This window comes from Polaromonas sp., assembly GCF_039930745.1.
Taxonomy (GTDB): domain Bacteria; phylum Pseudomonadota; class Gammaproteobacteria; order Burkholderiales; family Burkholderiaceae_C; genus Polaromonas.
This window is the reverse complement of the sequence record NZ_JBDTTH010000034.1, coordinates 1-17,156: the sequence shown is the minus strand read 5'-3', so window position 1 is coordinate 17,156 and position 17,156 is coordinate 1. Positions and strand designations below refer to the sequence as shown.

Genomic DNA, 17,156 nt, shown 5'->3' with positions numbered 1-17,156 from the left:
GCCTCGGCGCTGGAGCTTCCTCGAATCACGGAGGCCCACGCGAGCGGAGCGAAGCCTAGTCGCGTTCGACCTTGAACTCCGGCGCGACCGGGCTTTGCACCACAAGCGCCGGCAACTGGTTGCCGCGTCCGATGGTGCCTCCGGCAGTCGGGCTGGACGGCGCTTTGCTGCCGCCCATCATTTCCAGCCTGACGCGACCAGAGCCGGAGCGGCGCGCATCGCCAATCATGCTGGGCGGTGTCAGGTGGCCATACAACTGCATGACGGTTTTGACGTAATTTTTGGTTTCGGGGTAGTTGGGGATTTTGTTGCCCGCACGCTGGACCGCGCCTTCACCGGCGTTGTAGGCCGCGACCGCCAGTTCCAGCTGGCCGGGGAACATGTCGATCAGGTAACGCAGGTAACGCGAGCCGGCGCGGATATTGGTCTTCGGGTCGGTCAGCTTTTTTTCGATCGGCGAATGCTTGTCGGCCCGCACGCCGTAACGCTGGGCCGTGGGCGGCATCAGCTGCATCAGGCCAATGGCCCCCTTGGGCGACACCGCATGGGTGTTGAAGCCCGACTCCGTGGCAATCAGCGCCTGCAGCAGTTCATAGTCGATGTCGTTGACCACCGCGGCTTCCCGCAGCAAATGCTTGACCGCCTTGTAGTTCGGCGAAACATCGAAAAAGGCCAGGAGCTTAGGCGGTGCACCGGGGCTGCCGCTGCCGAACGCGCCCGAAACGCCACGCCCTCCACGGCTGGTGTCAAGCGTTTCGCCGCCGCGAAAAAACAGCTGGTAGCGCTCATCGAGCCGTTCGGCCGAGAAATGGGCCACGCCCTTGTCATCCACATAGCCCCATACATCGGCGCGAGCCAAGGGCACAGCCAGCAGCATGGCGGCAGCAACCATCAAAAATGATAGCTGCCTGCGCCCGTGCCACAAGGGCTGGAGCCATTTTTTATGCATCAGGCAGCCCATGCTGCAGAAGTCCGCGGATCGCGCATGAAGGTCCTTTAAATATCGATCTCCACGGCATCACCGTGAAGTTCCATCAATTCGCGCCGCGCCGCGGCTTCGCCCTTGCCCATCAGTTTGGTCACCAGACTTTCGGTCTGGGCAAAGTCGAAGTTGCCGAGTTGCACCGGCAACAGCCGACGGGTATCAGGATTGAGTGTGGTTTCCCACAATTGTTCCGCATTCATTTCACCCAGGCCCTTGAAGCGGCTGATGGCCCAGGCCCCCTCACGCACGCCTTCCTTGCGCAATTTGTCCAGAATGGCGATTAACTCACCTTCATCGAGCGCGTACGCCTTGGATGCAGGCTTCTTTCCACGGGCCGGCGCATCCACCCGGAACAGCGGCGGCCTGGCCACAAAAATATTGCCGCTTTCGATCAATTTGGGGAAATGGCGGAAAAACAGGGTCAGCAGCAAAACCTGGATGTGGGAGCCGTCCACGTCCGCATCGCTGAGGATGCAGATCTTGCCGTAACGCAGGCCGCTGAGGTCGGGAGAATCGTTGGGGCCATGCGGATCCACGCCGATGGCCACCGCGATGTCGTGAATCTCGGTGTTGGCGAACAGCCGGTCGCGCTCGACCTCCCAGGTATTGAGCACCTTGCCGCGCAGCGGCAGGATGGCCTGGCTTTCCTTGTCGCGGCCCATCTTGGCGCTGCCGCCGGCGGAATCACCCTCGACCAGGAAGACCTCGTTATGCGCCAAGTCCTTGCTTTCACAGTCGGTCAGCTTGCCCGGCAGCACGGCCACGCCCGAGCCTTTGCGTTTTTCGACTTTCTGGCCGGCCTTCTGGCGGGTTTGTGCCGCCTTGATGGCCAGCTCGGCGAGTTTTTTGCCGTAGTCGACATGCTGGTTCAGCCAGAGTTCCAGCGTCGGACGCACAAAGCTGGAAACCAGCCGCACCGCATCGCGTGAATTGAGACGTTCCTTGATCTGGCCCTGGAACTGCGGGTCCAGCACTTTGGCGGAAAGAACATAACTGGCGCGGGCAAACACGTCCTCAGGCAACAGCTTGACGCCCTTGGGCAGCAGCGAATGCAGCTCAATGAAACTCTTGACGGCCTGGAACACGCCATCGCGCAGGCCGCTTTCATGCGTGCCGCCAGCGCTGGTCGGGATCAGGTTGACGTAGCTCTCGCGCACCGGCTGGCCGTCCTCGGTGAAAGCCAGGCACCACTGGGCACCCTCGCCTTCGGCAAAGCTGTCGTGCGCCGCATCAGCGAAACCCTCCCCTTCGAACAGAGGAATCACCGGGTCGGCACTCAGCGTCTGCATCAGGTAGTCACGCAGGCCGCCCTTGTAAATCCAGGTCTGCACCTCTTTGGTTTTTTCGACCACCAGCGTCACCGTGACGCCGGGCATCAGCACTGCCTTGCTGCGCAGCAGGTGGGTCAGCTCGGCCATGGGCAGGGCCGAGGCTTCAAAATACTTGCTGTCCGGCCAGGCACGTACCGTGAGACCGGACTTGCGGTCGCCCTCGGCTTGCTTTCGCAGTTGCAGCTTCTCGATGACGTCACCGCCGCTGAACACCAGCGCGGCGGCCATGCCGTCACGGTAAGAGCTCACCTCCAGGCGTTTGGACAAGGCATTGGTGACACTGACACCAACGCCATGCAGGCCGCCGGAAAAGCTGTAGGCCCCGCCCTGGCCCTTGTCGAACTTGCCGCCGGCATGCAGGCGGGTGAACACCAGCTCGATCACTGGCGCTTTTTCCTCGGGGTGCATGCCATAGGGAATGCCGCGCCCGTCGTCCTCGATGCTGACCGAGCCGTCCGCATGCAGCGTGACCTTGATCTTCTTGCCGTGGCCGGCCAGCGCCTCGTCGGCCGAGTTGTCCAGCACCTCCTGGATGATGTGCAAGGGGTTGTCGGTGCGCGTGTACATGCCCGGACGCTGCTTGACGGGCTCCAGGCCCTTGAGCACGCGGATCGAGCCTTCGGAATAGTCGTTGGGTAGTTTGGTCGCCATGGGAGGGTGGATTGTAGACCCGGAGGATTTTAAGACTGGATAAATATACAGTTTTTTCCGAAACCCTCCTTAAACCCATGCCCAGTTCGCATCAATGGCAGCAAAAACTTTCAAAAGCAGAAAGCGGCACCATTGGGTACATTCGCTGAATGCAATCTCCCAGCCGAAACCTCTCCATGGCCCAGGTGCTCATCTGCGGCGCCACCATCGTCACACTGTCCATGGGCATACGCCACGGCTTCGGCCTGTGGCTGCAGCCGATCACCCAGGCCCAGGGTTGGACGCGCGAAACCTTTGCCTTTGCCCTGGCCGTACAAAACCTGTCCTGGGGCGTGTTCGGCATTTTTGCCGGCATGCTGGCCGACCGCTTCGGCGCCTTTCGCGTCATTGCGGGTGGCGCGGTGCTGTATGCGCTGGGCCTGGTGGGCATGGCGTTGTCGCCCAGCGGGCTGCTGTTCACACTGACCGCCGGTGTGCTGATAGGCGCGGCGCAGGCGGGTACCACCTATGCGGTGATCTACGGTGTCATCGGCCGCAACATTCCCGCCGAAAAGCGGTCGTGGGCCATGGGCGTCGCCGCGGCAGCCGGCTCCTTCGGCCAGTTCCTGATGGTGCCGGTGGAGGGTTTCCTGATCAGCGGCCTGGGCTGGAAGGAAGCGTTGCTGGTGCTGAGCGCTGCGGTGCTGCTGATCGCGCCGCTGGCCATCGGCCTGCGCGAAACCCGCTTTGGCCCGGGCCAGGCGCCGCCGCGTGAACAAACCATCCTGCAGGCACTCAAGGAAGCCTTGAAGTACCCGAGCTTCCAGTTGCTGATGGCGGGCTATTTCGTCTGCGGTTTCCAGGTGGTGTTTATTGGGGTGCACATGCCCAGCTACCTGCGCGACAAGGGGCTCTCGCCGCAAGTCGCCAGCTACGCGCTGGCGCTGATTGGCCTGTTCAACGTGTTCGGCACCTATGCGGCCGGTGCATTGGGTCAAAGGCTGGCGAAGAAAAACATCCTCGCCTTTATTTATTTCGCGCGGTCCATTGTCATTGCCGTGTTCCTCGCTGCACCCTTGAGCCCGGCCAGCGTCTATATTTTTTCCAGCCTGATGGGCCTGCTGTGGCTGTCCACCGTGCCGCCAACGAACGCCGTCGTGGCGCAGATTTTCGGCATCCAGCACCTGTCCATGCTCAGCGGCTTCATCTTTTTCAGCCACCAGATCGGCTCCTTCATGGGCGTGTGGATGGGCGGCTACCTGTACGACCGTACCGGCAGCTACGACATCGTCTGGTACATCGCCATCGGGCTGGGTGTGGTGGCCGCCCTGGTCAACCTGCCGGTACGCGAAGCGGCTATCCAGCGGCCGGTCGGCCGCTTGCCCCAAGGCGCCTGAACATGACTCGCAAGCTCGCGCTGTATCTACTCGCCGTCGCGGCCACGCTGGGCGTGTTTGCGCTGTATTTGCGGCCTGAGTTTTTGTTGACGCTGGCTGACCAGATCTGGGCCTGTTTCTAAGCCTCCATCTCAGTCTTCGTCACGCACCCGGTACTGCCCGGCCAGCTGCTGCTGCACCGGCGGCGGCACGGCCTCGTAGTGGCTGAAGGCCAGCGTGTAAGCCCCCTGCCCGCCGGTCAGCGCATTGAGCCGCGACTGGTACCCGCTCAGTTCGGACAGCGGCACCTGGCCCAGCACGGCCAGCGTGCCCAGCTGCAGGCCGCGCGTGCCGCTGACCTGGCCGCGGCGCGCCGACAGATCGCCCGTGATGTCGCCCATGGACGCCTCCGGCGCGGTGATCTCGACATTGACAATGGGCTCCAACACCACCGGTGACGCGGCACGCACGGCCTCGATCACCGCCTTGCGCCCAGCCGTTGCAAAGGCGATGTCCTTGCTGTCCACGTTATGGTGTTTGCCGTCGTACACCACCACCCGCACGTCGCGCACCGGAAAGCCCGCCACCACGCCGCCGTCCAGCGCCTGACGCACGCCTTTTTCAACTGCAGGAATGTACTGACCCGGAATCGTGCCGCCCTTGACCTGGTCAACAAACTCGATGCCGGCACCGCGCGCGAGCGGCTCGATGCGCAGGAACACCTCGCCGAACTGGCCGGCGCCGCCGCTTTGTTTTTTGTGGCGGTGATGGCCGGCGGCCGGCGCGGTAACCGTTTCGCGGTAGGCGATGCGCGGCGGCCGCGTGTCAACTTCGCATTTGTAGACCTCGGTCAAGCGCTCGATCAAGCTGCGCAAATGCAACTCGCCAAGGCCGTAAACAACCGTTTCATTGGTCTGCGCCACATGCTCCAGCCTGAGGCAGGGGTCTTCATCGACCAGCCTCTGCACCAGGTCCCACATGCGCTGCTCGTCGCCGCGGCGCCTGGGCGCCAGGGCCAGCCCATGCACCGGCACCGGAAACCCCAGCGGCTTGAGGTGCATGTGCTCATCCTCGGCGGCGTCGTGCAGCACCGCGTCGAAATGGATCTCGTCCACCTTGGCCACCGCGCACAATTCGCCCGGACCGGCGCTGGCAATTTCCACGTGTTCCTTGCCCTGCAGCCGGAACAGGTGGCCCACCTTGAACGGCCGGCGCCCATCGCCGATGTAAAGCTGACTGTCACGCGTGACGGTGCCCTGGTGCACCCGAAAAATCCCCATCCTGCCGACGTAAGGGTCCACCGTGACCTTGAAAACATGTGCCAGCACATGCTTGGCCGGATCAGGTTCGGCCCGCACGGGAACCGCAGCCTCACCCTCGCCACGTAAAAATTGCGGCGGATTGCCCTCGGCCGGATTCGGCAACAGCCTGACCATCACCTCGAGCAGTTCGGCCACGCCGGCACCGCTGCGCGCCGACACGAAACAGACCGGAATCAGGTGCCCCTCGCGCAGCGCCTGCTCCAGCGGCGCGTGCAGTTCCTGTGGATCGACATCACCTTCCTCCAGGTAACGCTCGACAAAGGCCGGGTCCACTTCCACCACTTGTTCGACCAACGCGCGGTGCGCCAGCGCAACGCTGGAAAAATCGGACTCGCCCGCGGGGTTGAAGAAACAGTCCACCACGCGCGTGCCCCCTGCTGCGGGCAAATTCAGCGGAAGGCACTCCTTGCCGAATGCGGCCTGGATGGCGGCCAGCAGGCCGGGAAGGTCAATACCCAGCGCATCGATCTTGTTGACGATGACCATGCGGCACAGGCCACGACTGGCCGCCCAGTCCATCATGCGGCCGCTCATGAGTTCCAGGCCGCTAGAGGCACTGACCACCAGCGCTGCCGTTTCTACCGCTTCCAGCGCGGGCAACGCCTGCCCCAGAAAGTCCGGGGCGCCGGGCGTGTCGATCAGGTGGATGCGTGTGTCCTGATGCTGCAGATGGACCAGGGCCGAGTGAAGCGAGTGCTGGGCGCGACGCTCCAGCGGGTCGAAGTCACTGACCGTGGTGCCGCGCTCCAGGCTACCTGGCGCACCGATCGCCCCCGCCTTGTGCAGCAAGGCCTCGACCAGCGTGGTTTTGCCGCCGGCTGCTGCGCCGACCAGGGCGAGCGTGCGCAAGGCGAGGACGGCCGGATGAACCGGCGAGGAGGAAGGGGACATGGCGCGCTCCTGGGTGCCGGACGCGGCGTCTGCGCCCGATGGGTTGGCCTGACTCAGATGCACAGGTTAAGGGATTGCCCGGCGTCCGGCAAGTGCCCGAATGGCGTTGCAAACGGTGGTAGTCTTTCGACTCGCTCAACAGGGATAGCAACAGAGGACAGCATGGCCATGAAAACCGTTGTGATCACCGGTGCTTCGGACGGCATAGGCGCCGAGATGGCGCGCCAGCTGGCGCAGCGCCACGGCGCGGCGGTGGCGCTGGTGCTGGCCGCACGCAATGAAGAGGCGCTCGGCAGCGTTGCCGCCCAATGCCAGGCCAGCGGCGCGGCCACGCTGGTGGCAAGAACCGACGTCTCCGACCCGGCCGCATGCCGCGCGCTGATCGCCACCGCGGTCCAGGCCTTCGGCCAGATCGACGCCCTGATCAACAACGCCGGCATGTCGGCGCAGGCGCTGTTCGAAGAGGTCAAGGCCGACGACCTGGGCTGGTATGAAGACCTGATGCGCACCAACCTGTGGGGCAGCGTCTGGTGCACCCATGCCGCCTTGCCTTATTTGAAGCAAAGCCGAGGCAGCATCGTGGCGGTGTCCAGCCTGGCCGGCCTGGTGGGCGTGCCGGGCCGCACCGCCTACAGCGCCAGCAAATTTGCCATGACGGGGTTCTTTGAAGCACTCCGCGCCGAGCTGAAGGGGGTCGGCGTCAGCGTCACCACGGCTTATCCCGGCGTGGTGGCCACCCAAATTCGCCATCGCGGCTTCAACGCGGCGGGTGCGCCAGCCGGCGCCAGTGGCCTCAAGGAAGACGATGCCATGAGTGTCGAGACCTGCGCCCGGCTGATCCTCGAAGGCATGGACAGACGCGAGCGCGAGGTCGTCATGACGACCAAGGGGAAATTCGGACGCTGGCTCAAGCTGCTGGCACCCGGTGCCGTGGAGTCCATGGCGCTGGCAGCGCTCAAGGACGAGGTCAAGCCCCGTTGAACACCGATCACAGGCCCATGAGTCCGCACGGAACCGAAGCTCCATCTGGCTGGGTGCAGCGCTGGTCGCATCTGGTGCGGCCCGGCGGGCGTGTCCTCGACGTGGCCTGCGGCCAAGGTCGCCACGCGTACTGGTTTTACAAGAGAAATCACCCTCTAGCCCTTGTGGACCGGTCACAAGCAGCTATTGATTCCATAGCAATTCCGGCGGACAGCTGTGAGAAGGTGATCGCTGACATCGAAGCCGGCCCCTGGCCTTTTGCCGGCCGTGAGTTTGACGCGGTGGTGGTGACCAATTACCTGTGGCGTCCCCTTCTGCCCACGCTGCTGGCCAGCCTGGCGCCCGGCGGCGTGCTGATTTATGAAACCTTTGCGCAAGGCAACGAAACCGTCGGCAAGCCGTCGCGGCCGGACTTCCTGCTGCGCCCCGGTGAGCTGCTGGAGGTATGCCGCGGCTTGCGGGTCGTGGCTTTCGAGGATGGCTACCAGGATGCACCGGCGCGCTTCGTGCAGCGGATGGCAGCGGTCCGGGAAGCGCCGTCACCTGAAACAATCCCGCGTTATGTTCTGGACGGGGGATACGCTGAAAAATCATTGCCGCGCGCGGCCTGAGCCGCGCGGGCCCACCCCGGCGCACTGGGTAGAATGCGGGATTGGCTTTATGGGCCGGCCTGACCGCCATCCCGCCCCACCTGACACACAGACATGAAAACCATTACCGGCAGCATTGTTGCACTGGCCACTCCCCTGCATGAAGACGGCAGCGTTGACTACCCGAGTTTGCGCAAGCTGGTGGACTGGCACATTGCCGAGGGCACGGACTGCATCGGTGTGGTCGGCACCACCGGCGAATCGCCCACGGTCAGCGTCGAAGAACATTGCGAAATCATCCGCGTTTCGGTAGAGCAAGCCAAGGGCAAAGTTCCCGTCATGGCCGGCTGCGGCGCCAACTCCACCGCCGAGGCCATCGAGCTGGCACGTTTTGCCAAAACCGTGGGCGCGGATTGCCAGCTGCAGGTGGTGCCCTATTACAACAAGCCCACGCAGGAAGGCCAGTACCGGCACTTCAAGGCGATTGCCGAGGCGGTCGACCTGCCCATGGTGCTGTACAACGTGCCCGGGCGAACCGTAGCCGACATGCTGCATGCCACCGTGCTGCGCCTGGCGCAGGTTCCGGGCATCGTCGGCATCAAGGAAGCCACCGGCAACATCGAGCGCGCCCAATGGCTGATCAAGGAAGTTCCGGCCGGTTTTGCGGTCTACTCCGGCGACGACCCCACCGCCGTGGCCTTGATGCTGTGCGGCGGCCAGGGCAACATCAGTGTGACCGCGAATGTGGCGCCGCGCCTGATGCATGAGCTGTGCATCGCAGCCGTTGCAGGCGATACCCGCAGTGCCATGAAAATACAGCTGCAGTTGTTGCCGCTGCACAAACACCTGTTTGTCGAAGCCAACCCGATTCCGGTGAAATGGGCCATGGCCCGCATGGGACTGTGCGGCGGCACGCTGCGCCTGCCCATGACACCACTCGAAACTGCCAACGAAGCCACGGTAGAAAACGCCCTGCGCGTTTGTGGCCTGATCTGATTTTTAAGGGACCCCCAGTGATGACATTGCACACGCTCAGCGCCTTCAGACCTGTACCTGCCCAGCGGCTCGCCGCGCCCCTCCTGCTTGCGCTTGCCGCGGCGTTCGTCCTGTCCGGTTGCTCCTCGTTTGAAGCCCTGCAGGGCGACAAGGTGGACTACAAAAGTGCCGCCAAGGGAACCACTCTGGACGTCCCCCCCGACCTGACCCAGTTGTCGCGCGACACCCGCTACGTGGTGCCGGGCAGTTCCGTGACCGCCAGCGGTTACCAGGTCGGCCAGACGACGCAGTCCGTGCCAACGGCAGCCAGCACCGTCGGCGACGTGCGGATCGAACGCGCAGGCAACCAGCGCTGGCTGGTTGTGAATCGCCCCGCGGACAAATTGTGGGGCCCTGTGCGCGAGTTCTGGCAGGAAAATGGCTTCCTGCTCGCCCTGGAACAGGAAAACCTCGGCATCATGGAAACCGACTATGCGGAAAACCGGGCCAAGCTCCCGCAAGACTTCATCCGCGCGACCCTGGGCAAGCTGCTCGACAGCCTGTACTCCACCGGTGAACGCGACAAGTTCCGCACCCGCCTGGAACGCACACCAACGGGCGGCACCGAAATCTACATCAGCCACCGCGGCATGGTGGAAATGCTCTCCGGCACCATCAAGACACCGCAAAAAGCCGACGGCACCGTGTGGCAGCCGCGTCCTGCCGATCCCGAACTCGAAGCCGAATTCCTGCGCCGCCTCATGGTCAAGCTCGGTGTCAGCCAGGAACAGTCGAATGCACTGATCGCCAGCGGCCCGGCCCGGCAGACCGCCCGTGTTGCCAGTGTCAACAACATGCCGGTGCTGCAGATCGACGAAGGTTTTGAGCGCGCCTGGCGTCGTGTCGGCCTGGCCCTGGACCGCACCGGCTTTACCGTTGAGGACCGTGACCGCGCTCAAGGCACTTACTTTGTGCGTTATGTGGAACCCACCGCCGACAAGAAGGAGCCCGGCTTCTTCAGCAAACTCTTCAGCAGTTCGTCGTCAGGCGTGCCGCCCCTCAAATACCGCATTGCCGTGCGTAGCCAAGGCGAAGTAACCACGGTGTCCGTGCTCAACGCCCAAGGCAATCCCGAAGCCTCGGCCAATGCCCAGCGCATTGTGCAGGTCATTGCCGACGACCTGAAATAAGGCACAACATGGAGCCTGGCCGGTGCTGAGGTTCAAAAGCCTGGGCAGCGGCAGCACAGGCAATGCCACGCTGGTGGAGGCCACTGGCCTGTGGCCCACGCGCCTGCTGGTGGACTGCGGCCTGGGGATCAGGCAGCTCTCGATGCGGCTGGCTGAAGCCGGTCTTTGTGAGGCAGACATCGACGGCATCTTCATCACGCATGAACACAGCGACCACATCGGCTGCGCCCACAAGTTCGCATTGCGCCACCGGGTTCCGGTCTGGATGAGCCGCGGTACCAGTGAAGGCATAGGCCGGCCCGATTTTGACGGCCTGCTCCATACGGCACGCGACGGACAGGCGATTGAGCTCGGCAATCTGCAGTTCACGCCTTTCACGGTTCCGCACGATGCCCGTGAACCCCTGCAGCTGACCTGCACCGACGGCGCCTCCAAGCTGGGCTTGCTCACCGATCTTGGCCACGCCACTTCCCACCTGCTGGCACACCTGGCGCAATGCCATGCCTTGCTGCTGGAATGCAACCATGACGCCGACCTCCTGGACCAATCCAGTTATCCACCCTTCCTCAAACGGCGCGTTGCCGGCATGTATGGCCATCTGTCCAACGCTGCTGCAGGCGAGATTGCACGCTCGGTGCGCCACGGCGGTCTCAGGCAACTGGTCGCCGCCCATCTGAGCCAGCAGAACAACCGGCCGGAACTGGCCAGGCAGGCCATGCTGGATGCACTGGGAAGCAGCACGGACATCGAGGTGGCAGATGCCGGCGCGGGAACGCGCTGGCTCGCCGTGTAGCCGGCAGCGGCGCCTCCGCCTGTCCCGGCGCCAGCGTAGAACGGGCACAAAAAAGCCGCCCACAGGCGGCTTTCAGGCAGGCGCAGAGAATTACTTCGCGGCGCTGGCAGCAGGAGCAGGCGACACGGCTTCAGCAGGAGCGGCCGGCGCAGTGGTCGCAGGAGCGGAAGCTGCTTCAGCTGGTGCTGGCGTTGCTGCGGGTGCAGGTGCCGGCATGACAACGACCGGAGCAGGTGCTGGCGCTTCTTCTTTTTTGCCGCAAGCGGCCAGGGCAACAGCAGCAACGATGGCGGCCAGGACGAGTGACTTGTTCATATCGAGAGATTCCTTGATGAATGAGAGAAATTACTTCTGGAAACTGACAAAAACAGTGACCTGTTTTTGACTGGTGGCGCGCAATGCAACCCCATACCTTTTCCAATATGGGAGTATATGCGGGTTTTTACGGCGGTAAAAACCCTAAAAACCACCGGCAATGCGTGAAGGCCTGCAAGTTCGCTGCAGCGCAATCGGTCGTCAAATTCCCAGTGTTGTTGCCGGGAAAGCCGGACTGCTGCGCTGCAGTTTTTCCGCCAGCCGCTCCTTCAGCGCAACCCGGCGCGCGGCTTCCGACCCCGCTACCCCGGTGCTGCGAACCAGGTCCAGCCGTTCAAAAACCCAGCCCGGGCTCCAGAAGGCGCTGGGCAAGTCGCTGGCCGCTACCGCCCCGCTGCCTCGGCATTCGATGATGTGCGACCAGGTGCGGCGCCAGGTCACGAAGCGCGCGTGACGACGTATCACTTCATCGTAATTTTGCGCGAGCATGGTCAGCGTGCGACCGGATTTGGCCCAGTCGTTCAGCGCCTGCACCACGACGCGTTCCCCCAGGGGCCAGTCTTCAAACGTGGCGTCGCAGAGGATGATGTCGCGCCAGCCCTGCGCTGCAGCTGCAGCAAAAGCCTCCCGGACTAAAGCCGCAAACGCAAGACGGCCTTCAAAGCGCCCCTGCAACAGTCCGGGCAAAAAAGGTTCGGGAGATGGATGAAGATCGTTCATGGTCTGCTCCTTGGACACATTTCAACAGGCGCTCCCTGGATGGGCCAGCCAGCCAGCCTCATGCCAGTCTGCCAGCAGGTCCAGTGCCGATGCCCCGACGCGTCGCATGTCGGCCGGGGACAGCCGACGCTGATCGGCCAGGCGCCGCATCAGGATCGCATCCGCACCGCGAGCACGGTAACTTTCCCCATTGATGAACACATGGTTCGCGTCGTACATCATCCGGGTCCGCGCGTCCAGGTACAGACCCTGTGCGTGGGCCGGGTCCCAGGCGCCTGAAGGGCCCTCAAACCAGACGGAGTCCTTGGGTTCGGTCAGGTACTCGCCGAGGGCGCAAGCCAGCGCCAGGGGATCTTTCAGCGCATCGTGCACGGCCTTTTGTGCAAACTGGAGCAGCCCCTCGGGCACGGCGCCGGGTGTTTGCGTCGCGGCCTGCGAAGGATCGCGGTAAAGGGCCGGTCGGTTTTCGGGCTCCCCTTCATCTTCACCAAAATCGGCCAGCCGCTGCAGCAGTTCCCCGGCCAATTCGGCGCGCCTGGGCGCACGAAAGCCAATGGAGTAAGTCATGCAGTCTGCCGGCTTGCCATCATCGCCGACGCACAACTCAGCCAGTCCGTCATGGGCATAACGCGGCGGCAGGTAAAGCATGTCACCGGCCTCCAGCACAAACTCCTGCTCGGGCTCAAAGTTCTGTAGGATTTTCAGCGGCACGCCTTGCTGCAGCGTCAGGTCTTTTTGCCGGCCAATTTTCCAGCGCCGGCGGCCGCTGGCCTGAAGCAGGAAAACATCGTAGCTGTCAAAGTGCGGCCCCACACCACCACCCAGCGTGGCAAATGAAATCATCAGATCGTCCAGCCGTGCATCGGGCACAAAACGGAATTGCTGCAGCAACTCATGCGCGCGGCGTTCGTGCAGGTCCACACCCTGCACCAGCAAGGTCCATTGCTGCCGGCTCAAGGCCGGCAGGCTACGCGGTCCAAATGGCCCCTGTTTCATGCGCCAGCCGGCAGCCTGCTGCACCACCAGGCGCGACTCCACCTGCTCCTGCGCCGCAAGCCTGAACAGCTCTGTGCGGCTGAGCAGGGGCTTGAAGCCGGGGATGGCCTGGCGCACCAGCAAAGGCTTTTTTTGCCAGTGGCGACGCATGAATTGCGCGGGGGCCAAACCGGCGAGAAGGGCGAGGGGTTGATTGACATCCATGGGACAATTGTCGGATGAAAATCACCCCGCAATGCGTTGTTGCCCTGACCTGGACGCTGAAAGATACCTTGGGCGAAATACTGGACGAACTTGACGAGCCGGTCGAGTTTCTGCTCGGTGGCAATGACCTGCTCGCGAAAATCGAGGAGCATCTGCAGGGCCACGAAGCCGGCGCAACCGTCGAGTTGCATCTGGAGCCCGAACACGCTTTTGGTGACTACGACGAAAACCTGGTTTTCCTGGAAGCACGCAGCCTCTTTCCGGCCGAACTGGAGGAAGGCCTGACCTTTGACGGCGCGGCCTTGCCTGCGGGCGTCAACCCCGACACGCCGCGGGACCACATTTACACCGTGACGGAAATCTATCCGGAACATGTGGTGCTCGACGGCAACCACCCGCTGGCCGGCATTGCCATCCGCCTGAGCCTGAAGATCGATTCGGTGCGCGAAGCTACCGAAGCAGAAATCGGCCAGGGGTCCTTGGGCACCGGCTTTTTCAAGCTTGAAGCGCAGGCACCCGGCAACAACACCCTGCACTGACAAACTCCAACAACAACAAAAAACCGGCATGCTTCAGGAGCATGCCGGCCCGAACTGACGCGGATACAGATCAACGCATGCGGTACAGCTGGTTGTTTTCAATCTTCACACGGTCACCTACACGCAAGTCCCCGTAGGAAGGCACGTCGTAGGCGCGCGAACCACCATTGTCCAGTTGCACGGAAACACGGTAGCTTTCATTCACGGGCTGCGTGTTGCGATTTCTTTCGACGGCATTGCCGGCCACTGCGCCACCCACTGCACCGATCACCGTGGCAGCGGTGCGGCCGCTACCACCGCCGATCTGGCTGCCGACAGCTGCACCGGCCACACCGCCCAAGATAGCGCCAACCCCCGAGGTCCTGGCTGGCTCCTGCGCACGCAGCACCTCCACGTTGCTCACGCGCCCGTATTCGATGTAGTTCCCCTGCGGTTGTTGCGCAGGGTAAGTTGCCGGGTAATTGGACACCGGAGCAGGCTGGTTCATGGGTGCTGCGCAGGCGGCCAGCCCTGCAACAACAACCACGGAGGAAACAATTGATAGAAAGCGGCTGGGGTTATGCATGGAATCTCCTGTTTGTAAAGGTCATGGGAGCCTGATTCCGGTTCTGGCCACCGCTAAGGGGCACAGAATTTTGCGAAGCCGACTTCCAAGACTTGATTACAGGGGTTCCGCCGTCGCCCCGGCGTGGGGCCTCAGGCTGTCTGGGGGTGGGAGCCCGATAGAAGCCCCTGTAGGAGAAACCTGACGGATCAGGCTTTGCCGGTTGAACCGTAGCCGCCTTCGCCGCGCTGGCTGGCGACAAATTCATCGACCACGTTGAACTCGGCCTGCACCACGGGCACGATCATCAGCTGCGCAATGCGCTCCATGGGCTCTATCGTGAAAGCCGCATCGCTGCGGTTCCAGGCGCTGACCATGAGCTGGCCCTGGTAATCGCTGTCGATCAAGCCCACCAGGTTGCCCAGCACAATGCCATGTTTGTGGCCCAACCCCGAACGCGGCAGGATCAGGGCTGCGTAATTCGGGTCATGCAGATAAATCGCCAAACCGGTCGGCACCAGTTGCCAGGCGTTGGGCTGCAATGTCAGCGGTGCCTCCAGGCAAGCCCGCAGGTCCAGCCCCGCACTGCCCTGTGTGGCATACGCGGGCAGGTTGCCGCGCAGGCGCTCGTCGATGATTTTCACGTCGATTTTCATGTCACTTGCCTTGCTTGAATTCTTTGGCGGCCTGTTCGGCCAGTTCGCGCAGACGCCCGGTCAACAGCGCGGGCGGGGATTTTTTAAAGCGGTAAATGGCCCAGGCGGCGAAAGCGAGCAGCAGTGGCACCGAGAACATGCCGGCGCGCGGAAGCAGGACCGAGAGCAACTGGAGTGCGACCCAAGCCATCAGCACCCATTTGCCCACCGTCCACAAGGACGGCCCGGCAGGCCGGGCGGGTGTGGCGCTTTGAGCAGCCTCGCGGCGGGCCGGCCTGGCGGCCGCCGGCACCGCGTTGCGGCGGGCTTGTGCGTCGGTGGTCGCCTGTTTTGCCAGAACCGCCACGGCAGAGGCGGCGCTCAGTTTTTCCACATACCGGGCAAAGTCGCCGTCGGATGGAGTGTCAGAAGGCAAATGCATCTTGCTTCACCCTACCCGCTTGATCCGGCTGGCGATCTCCGCCACCAGTTGCCGCGCCAGCGACAGCTTGGACGCACGCGCCAGCGCCCTGCTGCCTTGCGCGTCCACCAGCAGCAAGGCGTTGTCATCACGGCCGAAGGTAGCCGGCCCTATATTGCCGACAAGCAGTGGCACACCCTTGCGCTTGCGCTTGGCCTGTGCGTTTTCCTCCAGGTCGTGGCTCTCAGCGGCAAAGCCGACGCAAAACAGCGCGCCCGATACGCCCCTTGGCGACTGCGCAAGCGTTGCCAGGATGTCGGGGTTCTCGATAAATGCCAGTGACGGCGCCTGGCCAGAGCCGTCTTTCTTGATCTTGCGCTCGGCGCTGCTCGCCGGTCGCCAGTCGGCCACCGCCGCCGCCGCTATAAAAACAGTAGCTACCGGCGCATGTACCGCAACGGCTTCAAGCATATTTTGTGCTGATTTCACATCGATGCGCGTCACCCCGCGCGGCGTCGGCTGGCAGACCGGCCCCGCCACCAGCGTCACCTGAGCGCCGGCCTCGTGCGCCGCGCGGGCCACGGCAAACCCCATCTTGCCGCTCGACAGGTTGGTGATGCCGCGCACCGGGTCGATCGCCTCGTAGGTCGGGCCGGCCGTCACCAGTACGTGCTGGCCGGCCAGCACCTTGGGCCTGAAAAAAGCAATGACGTCTTCCAGCAGCTCGGGCGGCTCCAGCATGCGCCCGTCGCCGGTTTCCCCGCAAGCCTGAAAGCCGCTACCCACACCCAGGATGGTTGCACCATCGGCGGACAACTGCACCATGTTGCGCTGGGTGGCGGGATGCGCCCACATCTCGCGGTTCATCGCCGGCGCAATCAGCAAGGGCACCTTGTCGATGGGCCGGGCCAGGCACATCAGGCTGAGCAGGTCGTCGGCCCGGCCATGCAGCAGCTTGGCCATGAAGTCGGCGCTGCAGGGTGCGACCAGGATGGCGTCGGCCTCGCGGCTCAGGTTGATGTGCGCCATGTTGTTCGCCTCGCGGCCATCCCACTGGCTGGTGTACACCGGCCGGCCGCTGAGCGCCTGCAGCGTCACCGCGGTGATGAACTGCTCGGCCGCTTCGGTCATCACCACCTGCACCGTCGCACCCTGCTTGATCAGGGCCCGGCACAGCTCGGCGGCCTTGTAGCACGCGATACCGCCCGACAGGCCCAGCACAATGTGCCGACCTGCCAGATCGCCTTCGGGAGCGGGGGCTTCTTCCTTCGCTTGCTTCGTCATGCCCCGCAATGTATCCCAGTTTGCAGTCCGCTTCCGATTGGCCGGGCTCGCGGCAGGGCCGCCACCCGTATAATCCCCGTTTACCACCTAAGCGAACTTGCGGTTCGTTCCTGACATGACCAAATTTGTCTTCGTCACCGGCGGTGTGGTGTCTTCCCTGGGCAAGGGAATCGCCTCAGCCTCCCTTGCAGCGATCCTTGAATCGCGAGGCCTCAAAGTCACTTTAATCAAGCTAGACCCCTATCTCAACGTCGATCCCGGCACGATGTCGCCGTTCCAGCATGGCGAGGTGTTTGTGACCGACGACGGTGCGGAAACCGACCTGGACCTGGGCCACTACGAGCGTTTTGTTGAAACGCGGATGCGCAAGTCCAACAATTTCACCACCGGCCAGATCTACAAAAGCGTGCTCGAAAAAGAGCGCCGCGGCGACT

17 protein-coding genes and 1 pseudogene are annotated in these 17,156 nt (G+C 63.3%); 8 read left to right on the top strand and 10 right to left on the bottom strand.

Annotated features, from left to right (window positions below; all coding sequences use genetic code 11):
• Positions 1-55: 55 nt before the first annotated feature.
• Together ABI660_RS12260 and ABI660_RS12255 are read right to left on the bottom strand one after the other, a co-directional pair.
• Complete coding sequence (locus ABI660_RS12260; protein ID WP_348068342.1) at positions 56-892, bottom strand: lytic transglycosylase domain-containing protein; 837 nt, start codon at positions 890-892, stop codon at positions 56-58.
• Positions 893-996: 104 nt separating this feature from the next.
• Positions 997-2,967, bottom strand: coding sequence for a DNA topoisomerase IV subunit B (locus tag ABI660_RS12255; protein WP_348068340.1), 1,971 nt, complete (start codon positions 2,965-2,967; stop codon positions 997-999).
• Between the two features lie 149 nt (positions 2,968-3,116).
• Here ABI660_RS12255 and ABI660_RS12250 point away from each other — a divergent pair, with 149 nt between their 5' ends.
• The gene (locus ABI660_RS12250; RefSeq protein ID WP_348068338.1) at positions 3,117-4,343 is read left to right on the top strand and encodes an MFS transporter; all 1,227 of its coding nucleotides are present in this window, start codon (positions 3,117-3,119) and stop codon (positions 4,341-4,343) included.
• 131 nt (positions 4,344-4,474) lie between these two features.
• On the opposite strand, the gene fusA is transcribed toward ABI660_RS12250, so the two are convergent.
• Entirely contained in the window at positions 4,475-6,535 is a 2,061-nt protein-coding gene (gene fusA / locus ABI660_RS12245) for an elongation factor G (protein ID WP_348068336.1), read from the bottom strand.
• Between the two features lie 168 nt (positions 6,536-6,703).
• Between fusA and ABI660_RS12240 the strand changes: the two genes are divergently transcribed.
• The 5 genes from ABI660_RS12240 to ABI660_RS12220 all read left to right on the top strand — a co-directional run bounded on the left by ABI660_RS12240 (position 6,704) and on the right by ABI660_RS12220 (position 11,064).
• Positions 6,704-7,516 (top strand): SDR family oxidoreductase, encoded by an 813-nt coding sequence (locus ABI660_RS12240; protein ID WP_348068334.1) that lies wholly within the window; start codon positions 6,704-6,706, stop codon positions 7,514-7,516.
• A gap of 17 nt (positions 7,517-7,533) precedes the next feature.
• On the top strand, positions 7,534-8,127 hold the full coding sequence (locus ABI660_RS12235; protein ID WP_348068332.1) for a class I SAM-dependent methyltransferase: 594 nt from the start codon (positions 7,534-7,536) through the stop codon (positions 8,125-8,127).
• A 93-nt stretch (positions 8,128-8,220) separates the two neighbouring features.
• Positions 8,221-9,102 carry a 4-hydroxy-tetrahydrodipicolinate synthase gene (gene dapA, locus ABI660_RS12230; protein ID WP_348068330.1) on the top strand — a complete coding sequence of 294 codons (882 nt, stop codon included), beginning with the start codon at positions 8,221-8,223 and terminating at the stop codon, positions 9,100-9,102.
• Positions 9,103-9,122: 20 nt separating this feature from the next.
• Positions 9,123-10,271: an outer membrane protein assembly factor BamC gene (gene bamC / locus ABI660_RS12225; RefSeq protein ID WP_348068328.1), complete on the top strand. Its 1,149-nt coding sequence runs from the start codon at positions 9,123-9,125 to the stop codon at positions 10,269-10,271.
• A gap of 22 nt (positions 10,272-10,293) precedes the next feature.
• The gene (locus tag ABI660_RS12220; RefSeq protein ID WP_348068326.1) at positions 10,294-11,064 is read left to right on the top strand and encodes an MBL fold metallo-hydrolase; all 771 of its coding nucleotides are present in this window, start codon (positions 10,294-10,296) and stop codon (positions 11,062-11,064) included.
• A gap of 90 nt (positions 11,065-11,154) precedes the next feature.
• Here the strand turns inward: ABI660_RS12220 and ABI660_RS12215 are convergent, their stop codons facing one another.
• The 3 genes from ABI660_RS12215 to ABI660_RS12205 form a co-directional block, all read right to left on the bottom strand.
• A complete protein-coding gene (locus ABI660_RS12215) occupies positions 11,155-11,379 on the bottom strand; it encodes a hypothetical protein (protein WP_348068324.1) in 225 nt (74 codons plus the stop codon).
• 201 nt (positions 11,380-11,580) lie between these two features.
• On the bottom strand, positions 11,581-12,099 hold the full coding sequence (locus ABI660_RS12210) for a hypothetical protein (protein WP_348068322.1): 519 nt from the start codon (positions 12,097-12,099) through the stop codon (positions 11,581-11,583).
• 21 nt (positions 12,100-12,120) lie between these two features.
• A complete protein-coding gene (locus ABI660_RS12205; protein WP_348068320.1) occupies positions 12,121-13,299 on the bottom strand; it encodes a cupin domain-containing protein in 1,179 nt (392 codons plus the stop codon).
• A 14-nt stretch (positions 13,300-13,313) separates the two neighbouring features.
• Here ABI660_RS12205 and ABI660_RS12200 point away from each other — a divergent pair, with 14 nt between their 5' ends.
• Positions 13,314-13,838, top strand: coding sequence for a peptidylprolyl isomerase (locus ABI660_RS12200; protein WP_348068318.1), 525 nt, complete (start codon positions 13,314-13,316; stop codon positions 13,836-13,838).
• Between the two features lie 70 nt (positions 13,839-13,908).
• Here ABI660_RS12200 and ABI660_RS12195 read toward each other — a convergent pair whose 3' ends face one another.
• The 4 genes from ABI660_RS12195 to coaBC all read right to left on the bottom strand — a co-directional run bounded on the left by ABI660_RS12195 (position 13,909) and on the right by coaBC (position 16,722).
• The gene (locus ABI660_RS12195) at positions 13,909-14,403 is read right to left on the bottom strand and encodes a glycine zipper 2TM domain-containing protein (RefSeq protein ID WP_348068316.1); all 495 of its coding nucleotides are present in this window, start codon (positions 14,401-14,403) and stop codon (positions 13,909-13,911) included.
• 188 nt (positions 14,404-14,591) lie between these two features.
• The gene (gene dut / locus ABI660_RS12190; RefSeq protein ID WP_348068314.1) at positions 14,592-15,038 is read right to left on the bottom strand and encodes a dUTP diphosphatase; all 447 of its coding nucleotides are present in this window, start codon (positions 15,036-15,038) and stop codon (positions 14,592-14,594) included.
• A gap of 1 nt (position 15,039) precedes the next feature.
• Positions 15,040-15,453 carry a hypothetical protein gene (locus tag ABI660_RS12185; protein WP_348068312.1) on the bottom strand — a complete coding sequence of 138 codons (414 nt, stop codon included), beginning with the start codon at positions 15,451-15,453 and terminating at the stop codon, positions 15,040-15,042.
• Positions 15,454-15,465: 12 nt separating this feature from the next.
• Entirely contained in the window at positions 15,466-16,722 is a 1,257-nt protein-coding gene (gene coaBC, locus ABI660_RS12180; protein ID WP_348068310.1) for a bifunctional phosphopantothenoylcysteine decarboxylase/phosphopantothenate--cysteine ligase CoaBC, read from the bottom strand.
• A gap of 115 nt (positions 16,723-16,837) precedes the next feature.
• Between coaBC and pyrG the strand changes: the two are divergent.
• Positions 16,838-17,156: pseudogene (gene pyrG / locus ABI660_RS12175) on the top strand (CTP synthetase); the annotation flags it as partial.

Excerpts from the sequence above, each read along its gene's own strand:
- ABI660_RS12255 (WP_348068340.1), bottom strand. The coding sequence starts at position 2,967 with ATGGCGACCAAACTACCCAACGACTATTCCGAAGGCTCGATCCGCGTG.
- bamC (WP_348068328.1), top strand. The coding sequence starts at position 9,123 with ATGACATTGCACACGCTCAGCGCCTTCAGACCTGTACCTGCCCAGCGG.
- ABI660_RS12260 (WP_348068342.1), bottom strand. The coding sequence starts at position 892 with ATGGTTGCTGCCGCCATGCTGCTGGCTGTGCCCTTGGCTCGCGCCGAT.
- ABI660_RS12250 (WP_348068338.1), top strand. The coding sequence starts at position 3,117 with ATGCAATCTCCCAGCCGAAACCTCTCCATGGCCCAGGTGCTCATCTGC.
- ABI660_RS12205 (WP_348068320.1), bottom strand. The coding sequence starts at position 13,299 with ATGGATGTCAATCAACCCCTCGCCCTTCTCGCCGGTTTGGCCCCCGCG.
- ABI660_RS12235 (WP_348068332.1), top strand. The coding sequence starts at position 7,534 with ATGAGTCCGCACGGAACCGAAGCTCCATCTGGCTGGGTGCAGCGCTGG.
- coaBC (WP_348068310.1), bottom strand. The coding sequence starts at position 16,722 with ATGACGAAGCAAGCGAAGGAAGAAGCCCCCGCTCCCGAAGGCGATCTG.
- dapA (WP_348068330.1), top strand. The coding sequence starts at position 8,221 with ATGAAAACCATTACCGGCAGCATTGTTGCACTGGCCACTCCCCTGCAT.
- dut (WP_348068314.1), bottom strand. The coding sequence starts at position 15,038 with ATGAAAATCGACGTGAAAATCATCGACGAGCGCCTGCGCGGCAACCTG.
- ABI660_RS12210 (WP_348068322.1), bottom strand. The coding sequence starts at position 12,099 with ATGAACGATCTTCATCCATCTCCCGAACCTTTTTTGCCCGGACTGTTG.
- ABI660_RS12195 (WP_348068316.1), bottom strand. The coding sequence starts at position 14,403 with ATGCATAACCCCAGCCGCTTTCTATCAATTGTTTCCTCCGTGGTTGTT.
- ABI660_RS12240 (WP_348068334.1), top strand. The coding sequence starts at position 6,704 with ATGAAAACCGTTGTGATCACCGGTGCTTCGGACGGCATAGGCGCCGAG.
- ABI660_RS12200 (WP_348068318.1), top strand. The coding sequence starts at position 13,314 with ATGAAAATCACCCCGCAATGCGTTGTTGCCCTGACCTGGACGCTGAAA.
- fusA (WP_348068336.1), bottom strand. The coding sequence starts at position 6,535 with ATGTCCCCTTCCTCCTCGCCGGTTCATCCGGCCGTCCTCGCCTTGCGC.
- ABI660_RS12215 (WP_348068324.1), bottom strand. The coding sequence starts at position 11,379 with ATGAACAAGTCACTCGTCCTGGCCGCCATCGTTGCTGCTGTTGCCCTG.